The sequence below is a fragment of the Tessaracoccus yangjingae genome (genome assembly GCF_054483935.1).
On the sequence record NZ_CM137014.1, the window covers coordinates 411,171 to 427,830 of the forward strand.

Here is a 16,660-nt window from a genome sequence, read left to right on the forward strand (position 1 = left end):
GGGGCCTGCCAGCAAGCCTCCTCCAGGCGGGCGGCGCCGGCCATCTTGATGAGTGAGTGTTCACTCACTACACTCATCCCGTGATGTCCCGCGCCGCCCCCATGCCCCCCGAGCAGCGACGCGCCGCGATCGTCGAGGCCAGCATCCCCCTCCTGGAGGAGCACGGCCAGGCCCTCACCACCCGCATGGTCGCCGAGGCGGCCGGCGTGGCGGAGGGGACGATCTTCCGCGTGTTCCCCTCCCTCGACGACCTCATCTCCGCCACCATCAGCGAGGCCCTGTCCAGCGAGCGGCTCTCCACCCGGCTCGCCGCCGCGGACCTCACCGGCGACATCGAGCGCCAGACGCATGCCGCGATCGAGCTGATCGAGCAGTACCTGCACTCCGTGCACACCATGTTCGTCGCCGCCCACGGGGCCTCGAAGCACACCGCGCCCCACGCCGCGCAGTGCGCCCGCACCGAGCTCGAGGCCCGCACCGTCGAGCTCGACGCCTGGATGACGGACCACTTCCTCCCCTACCGCGACCAGATCACCATCCCCCTCGAGGCCTTCGCCACGCTGCTGCGCACGTTCGCCGTCGGGCACGCCTCCCGTTTCGTCTCGTCGTCGCTCTCACTCGACGACCTCGCCCGCATCGCGCTCCACGGGGCGCTCCGAAAGGACATCGCATGATCTCCCGCTTAGGGCGGCTCATCAACCGCTACATCCGCCCCTACTGGGGGCTGCTCGCGATCGTCATCGCGCTGCAGACCATCGCGACCATCATGTCGCTCTACCTGCCCACCCTGAACGCCCGCATCATCGACGAGGGCGTCGTCACGGGCGACACGGACTTCATCTGGGGCACCGGCGGCGTCATGCTGCTGCTCTCGGCGGTGCAGGGGGCGGCGCAGATCGCAGCCGTCTGGGCCGGCGCGAACGCCGCGATGCAGTTCGGCCGCGACGTCCGCGCCGCCATCTTCGAGCGCGCCCTCTCCTTCTCCGCCCGCGAGCTCAACAGGTTCGGGGCCCCGTCGCTCATCACCCGCAACACCAACGACGTGCAGCAGGTCCAGATGCTGGTGCTCATGAGCGCCGTCATGCTGGTCTCCGCCCCCATCACCATGGTGGGCGGCGTCTTCATGGCGCTGCGCGAGGACGCCGGGCTGTCCTGGATCATCCTGGCCGCCGTCGTCGTCCTCGGCGCGGGCATCACCATCCTCATCGTCAACATGGGGCCGCTGTTCGAGGTGATGCAGAAGCGCATCGACACCCTCAACCGCGTGCTCCGCGAGCAGATCACCGGCATCCGCGTGGTCCGAGCCTTCGTCCGCGAGCCCCACGAGGCCCGCCGCTTCGACAAGGCCAACGCCGAACTGGTGGACACCACCACGACGGTGGGCCGCCTGATGGCCTTCCTGTTCCCGTTCGTCGGGCTCATCATGAACATCTCGACGGTGGGCGTCATGTGGTTCGGCGCCCAGCGCATCGAGTCCGGCGACATCCAGATCGGCCAGCTCACCGCCTTCATCTCCTACCTCATCCAGATCCTCATCTCCGTCATGATGACGACGATGCTGCTGGTGATGGCGCCGCGCGCCGCCGTCTGCGCGGACCGCATCATGGAGGTGCTGGACACCGAGAGCTCCGTGGCTCCGCCTGCCAACCCGGTGGCGCCGTCGGGTGAGCGCGGCCACGTGGTCTTCGACCGGGTCAGCTTCTCCTACCCCGGCGCCGAGTCGCCCGTCCTCAAGGACGTGTCCTTCGAGCTGACCCCTGGCACCACCACCGCGATCATCGGCTCCACCGGCGCCGGCAAGACCACGCTGATCAGCCTCATCCCCCGCCTCTTCGACGCCACGCAGGGCTCCGTCCTCGTCGACGGCGTGGACGTGCGCCAGCTCGACCCGGACACCCTCTGGGCCCGGATCGGCCTCGTGCCGCAGAAGCCCTACCTCTTCACCGGCACGGTGGCCAGCAACCTGCGCTACGGGAAGCCCGACGCCACCGACGAGGAGATCTGGGCCGCGCTGCGCGTGGCGCAGGCCGAGGCGTTCGTCCTCGAGAAGGACGACCAGCTCGAGACCCACATCGCCCAGGGCGGCACCAACGTGTCCGGCGGCCAGCGGCAACGCCTGGCCATCGCCCGGGCTCTGGTGAAGAAGCCGAGCGTCTACATCTTCGACGACTCCTTCTCAGCCCTCGACGTCGCCACCGACGCCCGGCTCCGCGCCGCGCTCCGGCCTGAGACCGCCAACGCGGCGGTCCTCGTCGTGGCGCAGCGCGTCTCCACCATCACTGCCGCAGACCTCATCCTGGTCCTGGACGACGGCGAGATCGTCGGCCGCGGCACCCACGACGAGCTCCTGGCCTCGAACGAGACCTACCGCGAGATCGTCGAATCCCAGCTGAGCGCCGAGGAGGCCGCCGCATGAGCGAGAACAAGGCAACCCCCGTCAAGGCCAACGAGCGCCCCAAGCACGCCCCCACCCACCGCGGCGGCCCGGGCCACGGCCCCATGTCCGGCAGCGGCGAGAAGGCGGCCAACTTCAAGGTCTCCGTCCGACGGCTGCTCGGGCACCTGCGCCCCCAGCGCGCCGGGATCATCCTGGCCATCGCCCTGGGTGTGGCGTCCGTGGCGCTCGCCGTCGTCGGCCCCAAGATCCTCGGCCGCGCCACCGACCTGATGCTCTCGGGCATCATCGGCGCCCAGATGCCCGCGGGGGCCACCAAGCAGCAGGTGATCGACGCCGCCGTCGCCGACGGCAACACCCAGCTCGCGGACCTGCTCCGGAACCTGGACTTCGTGCCCGGCGAGGGCATCGACTTCGGCGCCATCGGCAGCATCCTGCTGCTCGTGCTCGGCCTCTACGTGGTGTCGTTCGTCTTCTCCTACGTGCAGGGCTGGGTGCTCAACGGCTCCGTGCAGAAGTCGATCTACCAGATGCGCCGCGAGGTGGCCGCCAAGCTGGACCGACTCCCGCTGTCCTACTACGACAAACAGCCGCGCGGCGAGGTGCTGAGCCGCGTCACCAACGACATCGACAACGTGTCGCAGACGCTGCAGCAGACCCTGTCGCAGCTGCTCAACTCGCTGCTCATGGTGATCGGCGTGCTGATCATGATGTTCTGGATCTCGCCCATCCTTGCGCTGGTCGCGCTCATCTCGGTGCCCATCGCCATGCTGGTGGTCTCCGTGATCGGGAAGCGCTCGCAGAAGCTGTTCGCGCAGAACTGGAAGTCCACCGGTGAGCTGAACGCCCACATCGAGGAGGCCTTCACCGGCCACTCCCTGGTCAAGGTGTTCGGCCGCCAGAAGGAGGTGGAGGCGGAGTTCCAGCGCCGCAACCAGGAGCTGTACAAGGCCGGCTTCGGCGCCCAGTTCATCTCCGGCATCATCATGCCCGTGATGTTCCTCGTCGGGAACCTCAACTACGTCGTGATCGCCGTCGTCGGCGGCCTGTGGGTGGCGTCGGGACGGATGAACATCGGCGACGTGCAGGCCTTCATCCAGTACTCGCGCCAGTTCACGCAGCCGCTCACGCAAGTGGCGTCCATGGCCAACCTCCTGCAGTCCGGCGTCGCGTCGGCCGAGCGCGTCTTCGAACTGCTGGACTCCGAGGAGATGTCCGTCGAGCCTTCCGGCGAGCTGAAGGTGTCGCGGGGCGAGGTGGTCTTCGACCACGTCGGCTTCTCCTACAAGCCCGAGCAGCCGCTCATCCAGGACCTGTCGCTGACGGCGCAGCCCGGCCAGACGGTCGCCATCGTCGGCCCGACGGGGGCGGGCAAGACCACGCTGGTCAACCTGATCATGCGGTTCTACGACCTGCAGAAGGGCCGCATCCTCATCGACGGCGTGGACATCGCGTCGGCGCCCCGCGGCGAGGTGCGCAGCAACATCGGCATGGTGCTGCAGGACACGTGGCTGTTCGGCGGAACCATCCGCGACAACATCGCCTACGGCCGTCCTGACGCCTCGGAGGAGGACATCCGGGCCGCGGCGAAGGCCACGTTCGTGGACCGCTTCGTGCACTCCCTGCCCGACGGCTACGACACCGTCATCGACGAGGAGGGGTCGAACGTCTCGGCGGGCGAGAAGCAGCTCATCACCATCGCCCGCGCCTTCCTGGCCGACCCGGCGCTGCTGATCCTCGACGAGGCCACCTCGTCGGTGGACACCCGCACCGAGGTGCTGGTCCAGCACGCGATGGCGGCGCTGCGCACGGGGCGGACGTCGTTCGTGATCGCGCACCGGTTGTCGACCATCCGCGACGCCGACCTGATCCTGGTCATGGAGGAGGGACGGATCGTCGAGCAGGGGACGCACCACGAGTTGCTCGACGCGCGCGGTCACTACTACGACCTCTACCAGAGCCAGTTCAACGCGGCGATCGAGGAGGAGACCGCCGCCTGACCTCACCATCCCCCTCCTGACGGGCCCCAGCCGCGACACGGCTGGGGCCCGTCTCGTCGACACGAGGCCACCAGCTGGAGCGTTGGTCGCCCCTGGCGGAGCGCCTGGTCAGGGGCGGATGTCCATTGTCGCCGGCCGAGGTGCCTGCCCCATCCCCGACCGAGGCGCCCGCCCCATCGCTGGCCGAGGTGCCAGCCCCATCGCTGGCTGAGGTGCCAGCCCCATCGCTGGCTGAGGTGCCGCGAAGCGGCCTCGAAGCCTAAGAAACGTTGGCTGACAAGCTCACGAGTCAGAGGCTGATCCACGGCGTAGATTGTGGGCGCAGAGGCAGGGTGGGTCTGGGGTTTGAGCCAATGGATGGGTTCGCGGAGGGCCCCGCGCTCAACTCACGCGGGAGACGTTCCACGAACCCATCCATTGGCTCAAACCCCACCACCCACAGGTTGACGCGAGGTGGGGACAGCAGGGCGGGGGGTGGTGGGGGACGGGGCAGGTTGGGTGGGCGTTGATGACGGTACGCGGCAGCGCGAAGCGCCGCCGACCGGCATCATGGGCGGCCCGGCCCCCACCACACCCCGCCAAACCCGACCACAGACACCACAAGAAATAGCGGCCAAAGCCCCTGGTCAACTCGCGTTCTTAGGCTTCGAGGCCGCTTCGCGGCACCTCAGCCAGCGGAGAGGGCGAGGGATCCAAGTCCCCAGTCACCTCACGCTTCATAGGCCTCGAGGCCGCTTCGCGGCACCTCAGCCAGCGATCGAGGGCGGCGGGGTGGTGGGGGCCGAAACGACCACCATCACCAACCGTTGGACTCCACCAGCCGGGCCGCGACCTCGCGGTAGCGCTCCGCGATCTCCGGCCGCGACACCGCCTCGTAGGTCTCCGTCGACGACGACTCCCACGCCGGCCGCGACCCTGTCAGCGCCCACGCCGCCTGGCGTGCCGCACCCAGGGCGACATACTCCGCGGGCGCCGGAACGTCGACGGGCACGCCGAGCACCTCAGGTGCCAGCCGGCGCACGGCCTCGGACTTCGCCCCACCACCGATGAGGCTGACCCTCTCGATCGAGACGCCGAGGCGACGGATCGCCTCCAGCCCCTCCCCCATCAGACAGAGCAGGCCCTCGACGGCGGCCCGCGCCACATTCTCGGGCGTGAAGTTCTTCAGCGTCATGCCCACCAGCGACGCCGTCGCATCGGGCAGGTTGGGCGTCCGCTCCCCCTCGAACCACGGCACCATGACCAGGCCCTCCGCCCCGGAGGGGGCGGCGAGCGCGAGCCGCGACAGCTCGTCGAAATCGACCCCGAGCACCCGGCGGGCGGCGTCGAGGATGCGGGCCGCGTTCAGCGTGGCGGTGAGCGGCAGCCAGGAGCCCGAGGCGTCGGCGAACCCGTTGACCAGGCCCGACTCGTCGTAGGCGGGCGTCGACGACACGGCCGCGACCACACCGGACGTGCCCAGCGACACGCTCGTCTGCCCGGGCCGCAGGTCGAGTCCCAGGGCCGCGCCGGCGTTATCCCCGCAGCCGGGCCCGAGGACCCAGCGGCCGCCGTCGACGCCCTCCGAGGGCGCCAGCACGCGCGGCAGGATCACCGACGACGCGTCGCGGCGCAGCGCCAGCGACAGCAGATCGCGCCGGTATTCGTTGGTCACCGAATCGAAGTACCCGGTACCCGACGCGTCGGACCGGTCCGTCACCAGATCCGTCAGGACCCCGGACCCCTGGATCTTCCAGGTCAGCCAATCGTGCGGCAGCGCGACGGCGGCCACCCGGGCGGCGTTCTCCGGCTCCGCGTCGGCGAGCCAGCGGAGCTTGGTGTTGGTGAACGACGCCAGGGGCAGGTACCCCACCGCCGGGACCCACCCGTCGAACTCCTCGCGGAGCTCGCGGGCGGCCTCGGCGGATCTGGTGTCGTTCCAGAGCAGGGCCGGCCGGATGACCTCACCGGAGGCATCCAGCGCGACCATGCCGTGCTGCTGGCCGCCGACGCTGATCGCGGCGACGTCGTCGAGCCCACCCGCGGCTGCGGAGGCCTCCTGGAAGGCGGTCCACCAGTGGTCCGGGTGAACCTCCGTCCCGTCGGGATGGGAGGCGGCGCCCTGACGGACGATCTCACCGGTGTCGGCGTCAACCACCAGCACCTTGCACGACTGCGTCGACGTGTCGACGCCGGCGACCAGCGTCACGGCTTGACCCCTCAGGCCTTCAGGAGGTGACGGACGGCGGCCTGCTGCAGCTCGACGAAGTGGTACTCGCGGGCACCCTTCTCGTCGGCGTTCGGCATCTCGGCGGCGCGCAGGTCGGCGATCGTCTCACCCTCGGCCAGCGTGGGCTCGGCGAGCTCGAAGATCGAGGCCTCACGCATGAGCTCCTGGACGGCCGGATCCGCACGGAACGCGCGGGCGCGCTCGGCCAGCAGGCGGAAGGTCTCCATGTTGGCGCGGGCCGAATCCCAGATGCCCTCGACGCCCTCGGTGCGGCTGGGCTTGTAGTCGAAGTGGATCGGGCCCTCGTAGCGGGGCGCGTCCGGGCTGGCCGGGAAGCCGTTGACGAGCAGGTCGACGGTGAAGAACGAGCTCATCAGGTCGCCGTGGCCGAAGGCCAGGTCCTGGTCGTACTTCAGGCCGCGCTGGCCGTTGAGGTCGATGTGGAAGAGCTTGCCGGTGTACAGCGCCAGCGCGAGGCCGGTGGTGTAGTTGAGGTTGGCCATCTGCTCGTGGCCCACCTCGGGGTTGAGGCCGACGATGTCGCCGTGCTCCAGCGTGGCGATGAGGCCGAGCGCGTGCCCGATCGTCGGCAGCAGGATGTCGCCGCGGGGCTCGTTGGGCTTGGGCTCGAGGCCGATCTTCAGGTCGTAGCCCTGGTCCTTGATGTAGCCGGCGATGGTGTCCAGGCCCTCGGCGTAGCGGGCGTGGGCGGCGAAGTAGTCCTTGGAGGTGTCGTACTCGGCGCCCTCACGGCCGCCCCACATCACGAAGGTGGAGGCGCCCACCTCGGCGGCGATGTCGACGGCGTTGAGGATCTTCTTCAGCCCGAAGCGGCGCACGGCGCGGTCGTTGGAGGTGAGCCCGCCGTCCTTGAAGATGGGGTGGCTGAAGGTGTTGGTGGTGACCATCTCGATGGTCAGGCCCGACTTGTCGCAGGCGTCCTTCAGCTGGTTGATCCGGCCCTTGGCGGTGGCCTCGTCGGCGTCGAAGGGGTAGATGTCGTTGTCGTGGAACGTGATGCCCCAGGCGCCCAGCTCGGCGAGCTTGTCGGCGTAGTGCCACGGGTCGAACTCGGGGCGGGTGTCGGAGCCGAACGGGTCGGTGCCGCGCCACCCGACGGTCCAGAGACCGAACGAGAACTTGTAGTCGTGATCCGTCATGGTGTTTCTCCTCATCGAGAGCAATATTGTTTCTTTCCTGAACTTATAACGAATCTGGGCTAGAGTCAAGCGCATGCAGACAGGTCTTGAGAGCCCGAGCGGCGTCGCCAGGCAGGGGAATCTGCGCGCCAGCAACCTCTCCCTCGTCGCGCGCCAGATCTTCGCCAGCCGAACCCCGATGGCAAGGGCGGACGTCGCCAAGGCCACCGGCATGACCCGGTCGACGGCGTCGCGGATGGTCGACGAGCTCGTTGCCGCCGGCATCGTCACCGAGTCGGATCCCGTGCCGTCCAACCGTCGCGGCCGGCCCTCGGTCCCGCTCAGCCCGCACGGGGGAACGCTCCTGGCGCTGGGTCTGGAGATCAACGTGGGCCACAGCGCGGCCCGGCTGGTGGATCTGACGGGCGCCGTCGTCGCCGAGGCGGACCTGCTCGAGGACCACGTCGGCTCAGACCCCGCGCCCGCCCTCGCTCAGCTGGCGCAGCTCGGCCGCGCCTGCCTCGACCGCCTGCCCGACAGCGCCACCCTCGTCGGCATCCAGGTGGCCGTCCCCGGCCTCGTCGACGCCGCCACCTCCACCCTCCTGCGCGCGCCCAACCTCGGCTGGCGCAACGTGGACCCGCGGCCACTCCTGCGCGACGGCGGACTCACCGAGGTGGACGCCGTCGACTTCGGCGTCACCAACGAGGCCGACAGCGCCGCCATCTACGTCAGCAGGGAGCGCCCCGGCCACCCCGGCCCGCTGGACACCTTCCTCTACCTCTCCGGCGAGGCCGGCATCGGATCGGCGCTGGTCAGCAACGGGAAGGTGTCGCTGGGCACGCGCGGGTGGGCAGGCGAGATCGGGCACGTGTGCATCACCCCCGACGGTCCACCCTGCGGCTGCGGCGCCACCGGCTGCCTCGAGCGCTACGCGGGCACCCGCGCGCTCACCGAGCTCGTCGGGGTGGAGACGATCGAGCAGGTCAGACTGGCGTTCCAGGAGGGCGACCCGGGAGCCGCCGCCGCCATCGACGCCGCGGGCCGCGCTCTGGGCCTTGCCCTGGCCAACGCCTGCAACCTGCTGGACATCACCACCGTCGTCCTCGGCGGGGACCTGGCGCTGTTCGCCGAGGAGTACCGCCCGCACATCATGCGGGAGCTGGACCTGCGCCTGCTCGCGCGGCCGTTCTCCGACCCCGTGGTGCTGGCCGTCCCGCCGGACCACGCGACCCCGGCCTTCGGCGCCGCGTTCATCGCGCTCGAGCGGGTGCTGGACAACCCGGCCCGGTGGGCGCCGGAGGGTCGCGGCAGTGTTGCTTAGTTGAAGCTTAAACTATAGACTGGGGTCATGAGCCTCGCCGCAGACACACACATGGGCCGCCTGGAGCTTCGCGTCCGGGACATGCCCACCATGCTCGCCTACTACACCGACGGGGTCGGCCTCGAGCCGCTGGCCGACGAGCCGGGCGCGGTCACCCTGGGGCACGGCAGCACCCCGATCGTCCGGCTCACCGAGTCGAAGGACCTCCGCCCGGCCCGCCGGACGGACGCCGGCCTATTCCACACGGCGGTGCTCTACCAGGAGCTGCCCGCCCTCGCCGCCACACTCGTGCGGATGTACCAGCGCTACGCCGACACCTACGCCGGCACCGGGGATCACCTCGTCTCCCAGGCTTTCTACTTCACCGACCCAGAGGGCAACGGCGTCGAGCTCTACCACGACCGCCCGCGCGACCAGTGGCAGTGGACCGGCAACCAGGTCCAGATGGCCACGCTCTACATCGACCCGTCGGAGTTCGTCTCCAAGCACCTGGGCGGGCTGGACCCCTCCACCCTGCCTCCCACGCAGGCGGAGCTGGGCCACGTCCACCTCCAGGTGGGCGACGTGGCCACCGCTCGCTCGTTCTACGTCGACGCGCTCGGGTTCGACCAGACCGCGATGCTCGGCGGGTCCGCGCTCTTCGTCTCCGCCGGCGGCTACCACCACCACATGGCGATGAACGTGTGGAACTCCGCCGGCGCGGGCCCGCGGCACAACACGCTCGGCATGGGCGTGGTCGACATCCTGGTCCCCACCGTCGAGGAGATCGGCAAGGCCGACGAGCGGCTCCGGTTCTCGGGCCACGCCCCCACCTTCGACGGCCGGACCCTCTCCGTGCTGGACCCGTGGAGGAACGAGATCCGCCTCACGGTCGGCTGAGGTCGCCTCACCCGCGGAATCGATCCGCCAGTGGGGTCGTCCCCGCTCAACCCGGAGCGTGGTCGACCCCACTGGCGGATCGATTCCGCGCTCCCCGGCCCCTGAACCGTCGATCTGGGCGCCGCTGAGGCCGCTAAGCTCTTGCCCACCGGCCGAAGGGTCCCCATGCGCACCACGCGAGCCAGACCATGACCCACGAGGAGCTCAATCTCGTGGTGCTGGCCGTGTCCGGCATCTTCCTGGCCGCGGTGATCGCCGTGCGCCTGTCCTCCCGCAGCGGCATGCCCGGCATGCTGCTCTACCTGGGCATCGGGCTGATCATCGGCAAGTCGGGCCTGGGGATCCGCTTCGACGACACTCAGCTTGCCTACAACCTCGCCCTCATCGCGGTGGCGGTTCTCCTCACCGACGGCGGATTCACCACCCGCTGGGCCGACCTCCGCCCCGTCGCCGTCCGTTCGGGGCTCCTCGCGACAGCCGGGATCATGATCTCGGTCACGGTGGCCGCGACCTTCGCCGTCCTCCTGTTGGGCTTCGACGTGCGCACGGCCATCCTGCTCGCCGCCACCGTCTCCTCCACGGACGCGGCCGTGGTGTTCGCCATCCTGCGCCGGCTCCCGGTCAAGCGCCGCGTCCGGACCACGCTCGAGGGCGAGTCCGGCTTCAACGACCCGCCGACGATCGTGCTCGTCAGCGTCGTCGCCTCAGACGCCTGGAACCAGGGCTCGGTCTCCGCGATGGTGGGCACCGCCGTCTTCCAGCTCGTGGCCGGGGCGCTGATCGGGCTGGTCATCGCACGCATCGGGCAGGTGCTGCTCAGCCGGATCTCGCTGCCGTCGGCCGGCCTCTACCCGCTGGCCACCCTCACCATCGCCATGGCCGCCTTCGCCACCGCCGGCATCGCGCACGGCTCCGGGCTGCTCGCCGCCTACGTGGCCGGCATCTGGCTGGGCAACCAGGCGCTCCCCCACCACTCGACGACGGAGGGCTTCACCGAGTCCCTCGGCTGGCTGGCGCAGATCGCCCTGTTCATCATGCTGGGGCTGCTGGCCTCCCCCGCCGAACTGCCGGGCGCGGTCGTCGATGCCCTCGTCATCGGCTCCGTGCTGACCTTCATCGCCCGCCCCCTGTCGGTGTGGCTGTGCCTGGCCCCCTTCAAGGTGCCCTGGCGGGAGCAGGCGTTCATCTCGTGGGCGGGCCTCCGCGGGGCCGTGCCCATCATGCTGGCCACCATCCCGCTCACCGCGAACCTCCCCCACGCCAGCCACATCTTCAACGTCACGTTCCTGCTGGTGGTCACCTTCACCCTCCTGCAGGGACCGACGCTGCCCCGGTTCGCGCGTTGGATGGGCGTCACCGAGGCCATCTCCCAGCATGCGGTCACCTTCGACTCGTCCCCGCTCGAGGGGATCGACGCGTCCCTGGTGCAGGTGGGCGTGCCAGGTGGGAGCCGGATCGCGGGGATGTACGCCGACGACCTCCGCCTTCCCCGGGGCGCCGTCCTCTCCATGGTGATCCGAGGCGACGAGGTGCTCGTGCCGGACCGGAGCACCCGCCTCCACGAGGACGACCAGCTGCTGCTTGCGGTGCGCACGGACCTCGTGGAGCGCACGCAGCGGCGCCTCGAGTTGCTGCACGAGGGCGGGGCGCTGGCCCGCTGGGTCACCTCCGGCCGCAATCGCCGTCGACTGACCGACGACGCCTGACGCGAACCCCTCTCCTGATGCGGCCCACCGGGCCAGAATGGGAAGCCACAGCGAAAGGACCACCATGACTGACCTCTGGAGCGAAGATCCCCGCACCGCGTTGCGCGTCGGGCCGGACTTCGACCTTGCCGCCTTCGACCGCAACAGCGCCCCCGGGTGGACCGGAGGCAAGGGCCCGGCCGACGAGGCCATGGCGGAGCGCGGCGAGCTGATGTCCGAGCTCCAGGAGCGCCTCTTCGCCCACGGCCGCACCGGCGGCACCCGCAAGATCCTGGTCATCGTGCAGGGCCTCGACACCGCGGGCAAGGGCGGCATCGCCCGGCACGTCATGGGAATGGTGGACCCGCAGGGCGTGGCCCTGCGCAGCTTCGGCGTCCCAACGGCGGAGGAGCGCAGCCACCACTACCTCTGGCGGATCCGCAAGGCCCTCCCGAAGCCGGGCCTCATCGGCCTGTTCGACCGCTCCCACTACGAGGACGTGCTGGTGGTGCGCGTCGAGGGCCTCGTGCCCGAGGAGGTCTGGCGCAAGCGCTACGACGAGATCAACCGCTTCGAGAAGAAGCTCGTCGACGACGACACCGTCGTCCTGAAGTTCGCCCTCATGGTCTCCCACGACGAGCAGGGCAGGCGCTTGGCGGAGCGCATCGAGCGCCCCGACAAGCACTGGAAGTACAACCCCTCCGACCTCTCCACCCGCGAGAAGTGGGACGAGTACCAGGAAGCGTATGCCGACGTGTTCCGGTTCACCTCCACCGAGCACGCACCGTGGTTCGTGCTGCCGGCGGACAAGAAGTGGTACACGCGGCTGGCGGCCACCGAGATCATCACCCGCACCCTCCTCGACATGGATCTGGGGTGGCCCGAGGCCGACTGGGACCCCGTCGTCGAGCGGCAGCGCCTTGCCGCGACCCTCACGCCCGACGCCCTCTCCAAGCCCGCCTCCAACGGCAACGGAAAGAGCAGCGGGAAGAACGGCAAGGGCACCGGGAAGAACGGCTCCGGAGGGAAGGGCTGAGGCTCAGCCGACGGCGAGCGGTGCTGCCAGCGCCGCCCGCTCCTCAGCCGTGAGCGACTCGGCCAGCCGGCGCAGCGCCTCGGCGCGCACCTCCGTCGGGACGCGCTCAAGCTGCCGCAGCAGGTCACGCACCACCACCTCGGCCTGCGACGACGTGGGCCGATACTGCCACGCGCGCGCGACGAGTTCTCTGGAGACCAGGCTCTTCTTCGCGAGCCGGTCCAGCACCGTCATGACGGTGGTGTAGGCCAGCTCGCGCTCCTGGTTCAGCTGTTGATGCACATCGGCCACGGACTGGGGCGCTTCGGAGGCCCACAGCAGCTCCATGACGCGCTGCTCAAGTTCTCCACGTGACGGCATGCGGCCAAGCATAAGGGGCGAAGTCACCCTCCGGGGTGGACTCTTTGTCCAAATACGACCCGGGGTAGTACCGTCCTGGCATGGATGCTGTGACCCTGGCACGGTGGCAATTCGGAATCACCACTGTTTACCACTTCCTCTTCGTCCCCATCACCATCGCGATGTCGATGCTGGTGGCGGTCCTCCAGACCTTCTGGGTGCGCACGGGCAAGGACGCCTACCTCCGCCTCACGAAGTTCTTCGGCAAGCTGTTCCTCATCAACTTCGCCCTCGGTGTGGTCACCGGAATCGTGCAGGAATTCCAGTTCGGCATGAACTGGTCCGAGTACTCCCGCTTCGTCGGCGACGTGTTCGGGGCGCCCCTCGCGCTGGAGGCGCTCCTCGCGTTCTTCCTGGAATCCACGTTCATCGGGCTGTGGATCTTCGGATGGGACAAGCTGCCCAAGGGCCTCCACCTGATGACCATCTACCTGGCCGCGTTCGGCACCATGCTCTCGGCCATCTTCATCCTGGCCGCGAACTCCTGGATGCAGAACCCCGTCGGCACCGTCTTCAACAACGGCCGGGCCGAGCTCGACGGCGTCGAGGGCTTCATCGAGGTGCTCACCAACCCCGTGCTGCTGGTCACCTTCCCGCACGTCATCGCCTCGGCCTACATGGTGGGCGGCGGCCTCATGGCCGCCATCGCAGGCTGGCACCTGGCCAAGATCAACCGCGACGGCGAGTCCAAGCCCGGCGACACCGACGCCTACCGCTTCGCGGTGCGCCTGGGCGCCTGGGTGATGCTGGCCGCCTCCCTGGTCACCATCATCAGCGGTGACGCCCAGTCGAAGACCATGACGCAGGTGCAGCCCATGAAGATGGCCGCCGCTGAGGCACTGTTCGAGACGGAGACCAACGCCTCCTTCTCCGTGTTCACGATCGGCACCCTGGACGGCAGGGAGGAGGTCTGGGCGCTGAAGATCCCCGGGCTCCTGTCCATCCTCTCCGGTCACGACGAGGTCAAGGGCATCAACAACCTGATCGAGGAGTTCGAGACCGACGGCTTCCGCCAGTTCGACGGCACCCGGACCACCATCCAGGAGCAGTACGCCTCGGAGATCGCGGCGAACTACCCCGGCCTCGACCCCACGCCGATCATCCCCATCTCTTACTGGACCTTCCGCCTCATGATGGGCCTCGGATTCGCCGGCATGGCCATCGCGGCGCTGACCCTGTGGGTCACCCGCAAGGACCGGCTCCCCAAGCCCGGCCCCCTGTGGACGCTCCTGATGTTCGCGATGCCGCTGCTGCCCCTGTTCGCGATCTCCTTCGGCTGGATCTTCACCGAGATGGGGCGCCAGCCGTGGGTGGTGGCCGGGGTGATGCCGACGGCGTCGGGCGTCTCGCCCACCGCCAGCCCCGGCGAGGTGCTGTTCTCGATGATCACCTACACCCTCATCTACGGCGGCCTCGCCGTGATCGAGGTGTGGCTGTTCCTCAAGTACGCGAAGGCGGGCCTGCCCGACGTCGCGCCCGTCGAGGTCCAGAAGGACCCCGACGCCCCACTGACCTTCGCCTACTGAGAGAGGAGGACCCGACATGAACAATCTTCTTGAAGCGACAGTGTCCGTCCCGACGCTGCCCATGGTGTGGTTCATCCTCGTCACCGTGCTGTGGCTGGGCTACTTCTTCCTCGAGGGCTTCGACTACGGCGTCGCGATGCTCATCCCGGTTCTCGGGAAGAACGACAGGGACAAGCGCGTCATCGTCAACACCATCGGCCCCGTCTGGGACGGCAACGAGGTGTGGCTCCTGACCGCGGGCGGCGCGATGTTCGCGGCGTTCCCGGGCTGGTACGCCTCCCTGTTCTCCGGCCTGTATCTGCCGCTGCTCCTGGTGCTGGTGGGCCTGATCCTGCGCGGCGTGGCGTTCGAGTACCGCTCGAAGCACCCCGACACGCGCTACCGGGCCATGCTGGACTGGTTCGCCATCGTCGGCTCGTTCCTGCCGTCGCTGGTGTTCGGCGTGGGGTTCGCCAACTTCGTCATCGGGCTGGCCAACGACGGGCTGCTGTGGAACGGCTCGTTCTGGGGGCTGTTCGGTCCGTTCGCGCTGCTCGGCGGCGTGATGCTCGTGACGCTGTTCCTGGTCCACGGCTCGGCGTTCATCGCGCTGAAGACCAAGGGCCACATCCACGAGCGGGCCGAGGCCTTCGGCTCGAAGGTGGGCTGGGCCGCCACCGCCATGGTGGCGCTGTTCGTGATCTGCCAGAACGTGTTCTGGCCCGCCAGCTCGGAGTTCGGCGACTTCGCGGTGCTTGCGTGGGTCGCGGGGGCTCTGGCTGTCGCGGCCATCCTCGGCGCCACCATCATGATCGGCAAGGGGCGCGACGGGTGGGGCTTCGTCCTCACCGGCACCGCCGTCGTCACCCTGTTCGTGGGCATCTTCCTCAAGATGTACGGCAACCTGGGCTTCGCCCAGGACGAGTCGGTCCCCGTCGACGAGCGTCTCAACATCATCACGGCGGCGTCGTCGGAGACCACGCTGACCATCATGACGTGGGCCGCAGTGATCTTCGTGCCGATCGTGATCGGGTACCAGTCGTGGTCCTACTGGGTGTTCAGCCGTCGGATCTCGACGAAGAACATCCCCGAGGACGTGGTCGCGGTCCATTGATCCGCACGTGAAAGAGGGGGTCCGGGCTCAGTGCCCGGACCCCCTCTTTCCGTCCCCGCGTCTGTGAACTCGCTCGGCGACCCTCGTCAGCCGGCCCGGGACGCCGACGGTGCGCAGTCGACGCACACGTCCTCCGGGATCACGCCCAGGCGCATCAGGGCCACGAAGATCTTGCACCCGAGGCAGAAGCCGAACGCCGCCTCCAGCGTGGGCAGCACGATCATGATCCCGGCCAGCACGGCGGCCGCGACGATGGCGCCCGTGGCCCCGGTGAGCGCGTGTGTGATCCACAGCGAGGTGATGGCAGCCGACATGACGGCGCCGATGCCGGCGGCGAACCGCTTGGGCGCGAACGCCGTCGGCCTCTTGGCGACGGCGAGGCGGGGCCGGACCCAGGAGCCGACCGCCCGTGCGATCGGGCTCCAGCGGGGGCCGGCCGCGGCGCGGAGCGTGAAGTCGGCGAACAGGACGGCGTAGAGCCACCACTGCTGCGTCGCGAGGGCCAGCACGCCCACCGCGACCACCACCGCGGCGATGAGGCGGACCGTCACGTCGTCGACGTAGGTGGGCACCCGCGAGACGGAGATCCCGCTCGCGGAGGGACCGACGAGCGGGGCGGGGCGGACGGGCGGGGCGTCGGTGAGCGGGGAGGTCATATCTGGGTCCTTCGGTTGCGCGGTCTGTGGCGCCCGATCCTCGCGGCGGCGGGCACTGCCGGGGACAACAGTTGAATCGGCAAGAACATTCCCTGGGTGGGCGTCCGGCGCGCCACTTCGCATACCGTGGAGTGCCCGACGACCCACTTCGCACACCGTGGAGTGCCCACGACGGGACCTCGCATACGGCCGCCCTCCTCGCAGAGCCAATGACGTATGCAAAGACGCCCACGGTATGCGAAGTGGCCGGCGGGGAGCCAACCCGGAAGGTGGGCCGGGAGCCCGTCGGGGCGGCCGTGCGCGCTGTGGAAGACTGGGG

General features: G+C 69.4%; 13 protein-coding genes. 9 read left to right on the forward strand and 4 right to left on the reverse strand.

Going from position 1 to position 16,660, the window contains the following annotated elements; all coding sequences use genetic code 11:
* Nucleotides 1-83 precede the first annotated feature (83 nt).
* The 3 genes from ACX1D3_RS01820 to ACX1D3_RS01830 are packed head-to-tail and all read left to right on the forward strand — an operon-like array spanning nt 84 to nt 4,395.
* Complete coding sequence (locus ACX1D3_RS01820; protein WP_458996468.1) at nt 84-674, forward strand: TetR family transcriptional regulator; 591 nt, start codon at nt 84-86, stop codon at nt 672-674.
* On the forward strand, nt 671-2,416 hold the full coding sequence (locus tag ACX1D3_RS01825) for an ABC transporter ATP-binding protein (RefSeq protein WP_458995277.1): 1,746 nt from the start codon (nt 671-673) through the stop codon (nt 2,414-2,416). Before ACX1D3_RS01820 ends, ACX1D3_RS01825 begins: the two co-directional genes overlap by 4 nt.
* On the forward strand, nt 2,413-4,395 hold the full coding sequence (locus ACX1D3_RS01830; RefSeq protein WP_458995278.1) for an ABC transporter ATP-binding protein: 1,983 nt from the start codon (nt 2,413-2,415) through the stop codon (nt 4,393-4,395). Before ACX1D3_RS01825 ends, ACX1D3_RS01830 begins: the two co-directional genes overlap by 4 nt.
* Before the next feature lie 796 nt (nt 4,396-5,191).
* On the opposite strand, the gene xylB is transcribed toward ACX1D3_RS01830, so the two are convergent.
* Entirely contained in the window at nt 5,192-6,583 is a 1,392-nt protein-coding gene (gene xylB, locus ACX1D3_RS01835) for a xylulokinase (RefSeq protein WP_458995279.1), read from the reverse strand.
* An 11-nt stretch (nt 6,584-6,594) separates the two neighbouring features.
* The gene (gene xylA / locus ACX1D3_RS01840; protein ID WP_458995280.1) at nt 6,595-7,764 is read right to left on the reverse strand and encodes a xylose isomerase; all 1,170 of its coding nucleotides are present in this window, start codon (nt 7,762-7,764) and stop codon (nt 6,595-6,597) included.
* 73 nt (nt 7,765-7,837) lie between these two features.
* Here xylA and ACX1D3_RS01845 point away from each other — a divergent pair, with 73 nt between their 5' ends.
* The 4 genes from ACX1D3_RS01845 (at nt 7,838) to ACX1D3_RS01860 (ending at nt 12,667) form a co-directional block, all read left to right on the forward strand.
* On the forward strand, nt 7,838-9,067 hold the full coding sequence (locus ACX1D3_RS01845; protein ID WP_458995281.1) for an ROK family protein: 1,230 nt from the start codon (nt 7,838-7,840) through the stop codon (nt 9,065-9,067).
* Nucleotides 9,068-9,094: 27 nt separating this feature from the next.
* A complete protein-coding gene (locus ACX1D3_RS01850; RefSeq protein ID WP_458995282.1) occupies nt 9,095-9,946 on the forward strand; it encodes a VOC family protein in 852 nt (283 codons plus the stop codon).
* A gap of 188 nt (nt 9,947-10,134) precedes the next feature.
* Entirely contained in the window at nt 10,135-11,652 is a 1,518-nt protein-coding gene (locus ACX1D3_RS01855) for a potassium/proton antiporter (RefSeq protein ID WP_458995283.1), read from the forward strand.
* A gap of 64 nt (nt 11,653-11,716) precedes the next feature.
* Nucleotides 11,717-12,667 carry a PPK2 family polyphosphate kinase gene (locus ACX1D3_RS01860; RefSeq protein ID WP_458995284.1) on the forward strand — a complete coding sequence of 317 codons (951 nt, stop codon included), beginning with the start codon at nt 11,717-11,719 and terminating at the stop codon, nt 12,665-12,667.
* A gap of 3 nt (nt 12,668-12,670) precedes the next feature.
* Here the strand turns inward: ACX1D3_RS01860 and ACX1D3_RS01865 are convergent, their stop codons facing one another.
* Nucleotides 12,671-13,027 carry a BlaI/MecI/CopY family transcriptional regulator gene (locus ACX1D3_RS01865; RefSeq protein ID WP_458995285.1) on the reverse strand — a complete coding sequence of 119 codons (357 nt, stop codon included), beginning with the start codon at nt 13,025-13,027 and terminating at the stop codon, nt 12,671-12,673.
* 80 nt (nt 13,028-13,107) lie between these two features.
* Between ACX1D3_RS01865 and ACX1D3_RS01870 the strand changes: the two genes are divergently transcribed.
* Both ACX1D3_RS01870 and cydB read left to right on the forward strand, forming a co-directional pair.
* Nucleotides 13,108-14,592, forward strand: a complete 1,485-nt coding sequence (locus ACX1D3_RS01870) for a cytochrome ubiquinol oxidase subunit I (RefSeq protein WP_458995286.1) — start codon at nt 13,108-13,110, stop codon at nt 14,590-14,592.
* Between the two features lie 16 nt (nt 14,593-14,608).
* Entirely contained in the window at nt 14,609-15,685 is a 1,077-nt protein-coding gene (gene cydB / locus ACX1D3_RS01875; RefSeq protein ID WP_458995287.1) for a cytochrome d ubiquinol oxidase subunit II, read from the forward strand.
* An 86-nt stretch (nt 15,686-15,771) separates the two neighbouring features.
* Here cydB and ACX1D3_RS01880 read toward each other — a convergent pair whose 3' ends face one another.
* Entirely contained in the window at nt 15,772-16,341 is a 570-nt protein-coding gene (locus ACX1D3_RS01880; protein ID WP_458995288.1) for a DUF4395 domain-containing protein, read from the reverse strand.
* Nucleotides 16,342-16,660 lie beyond the last annotated feature (319 nt).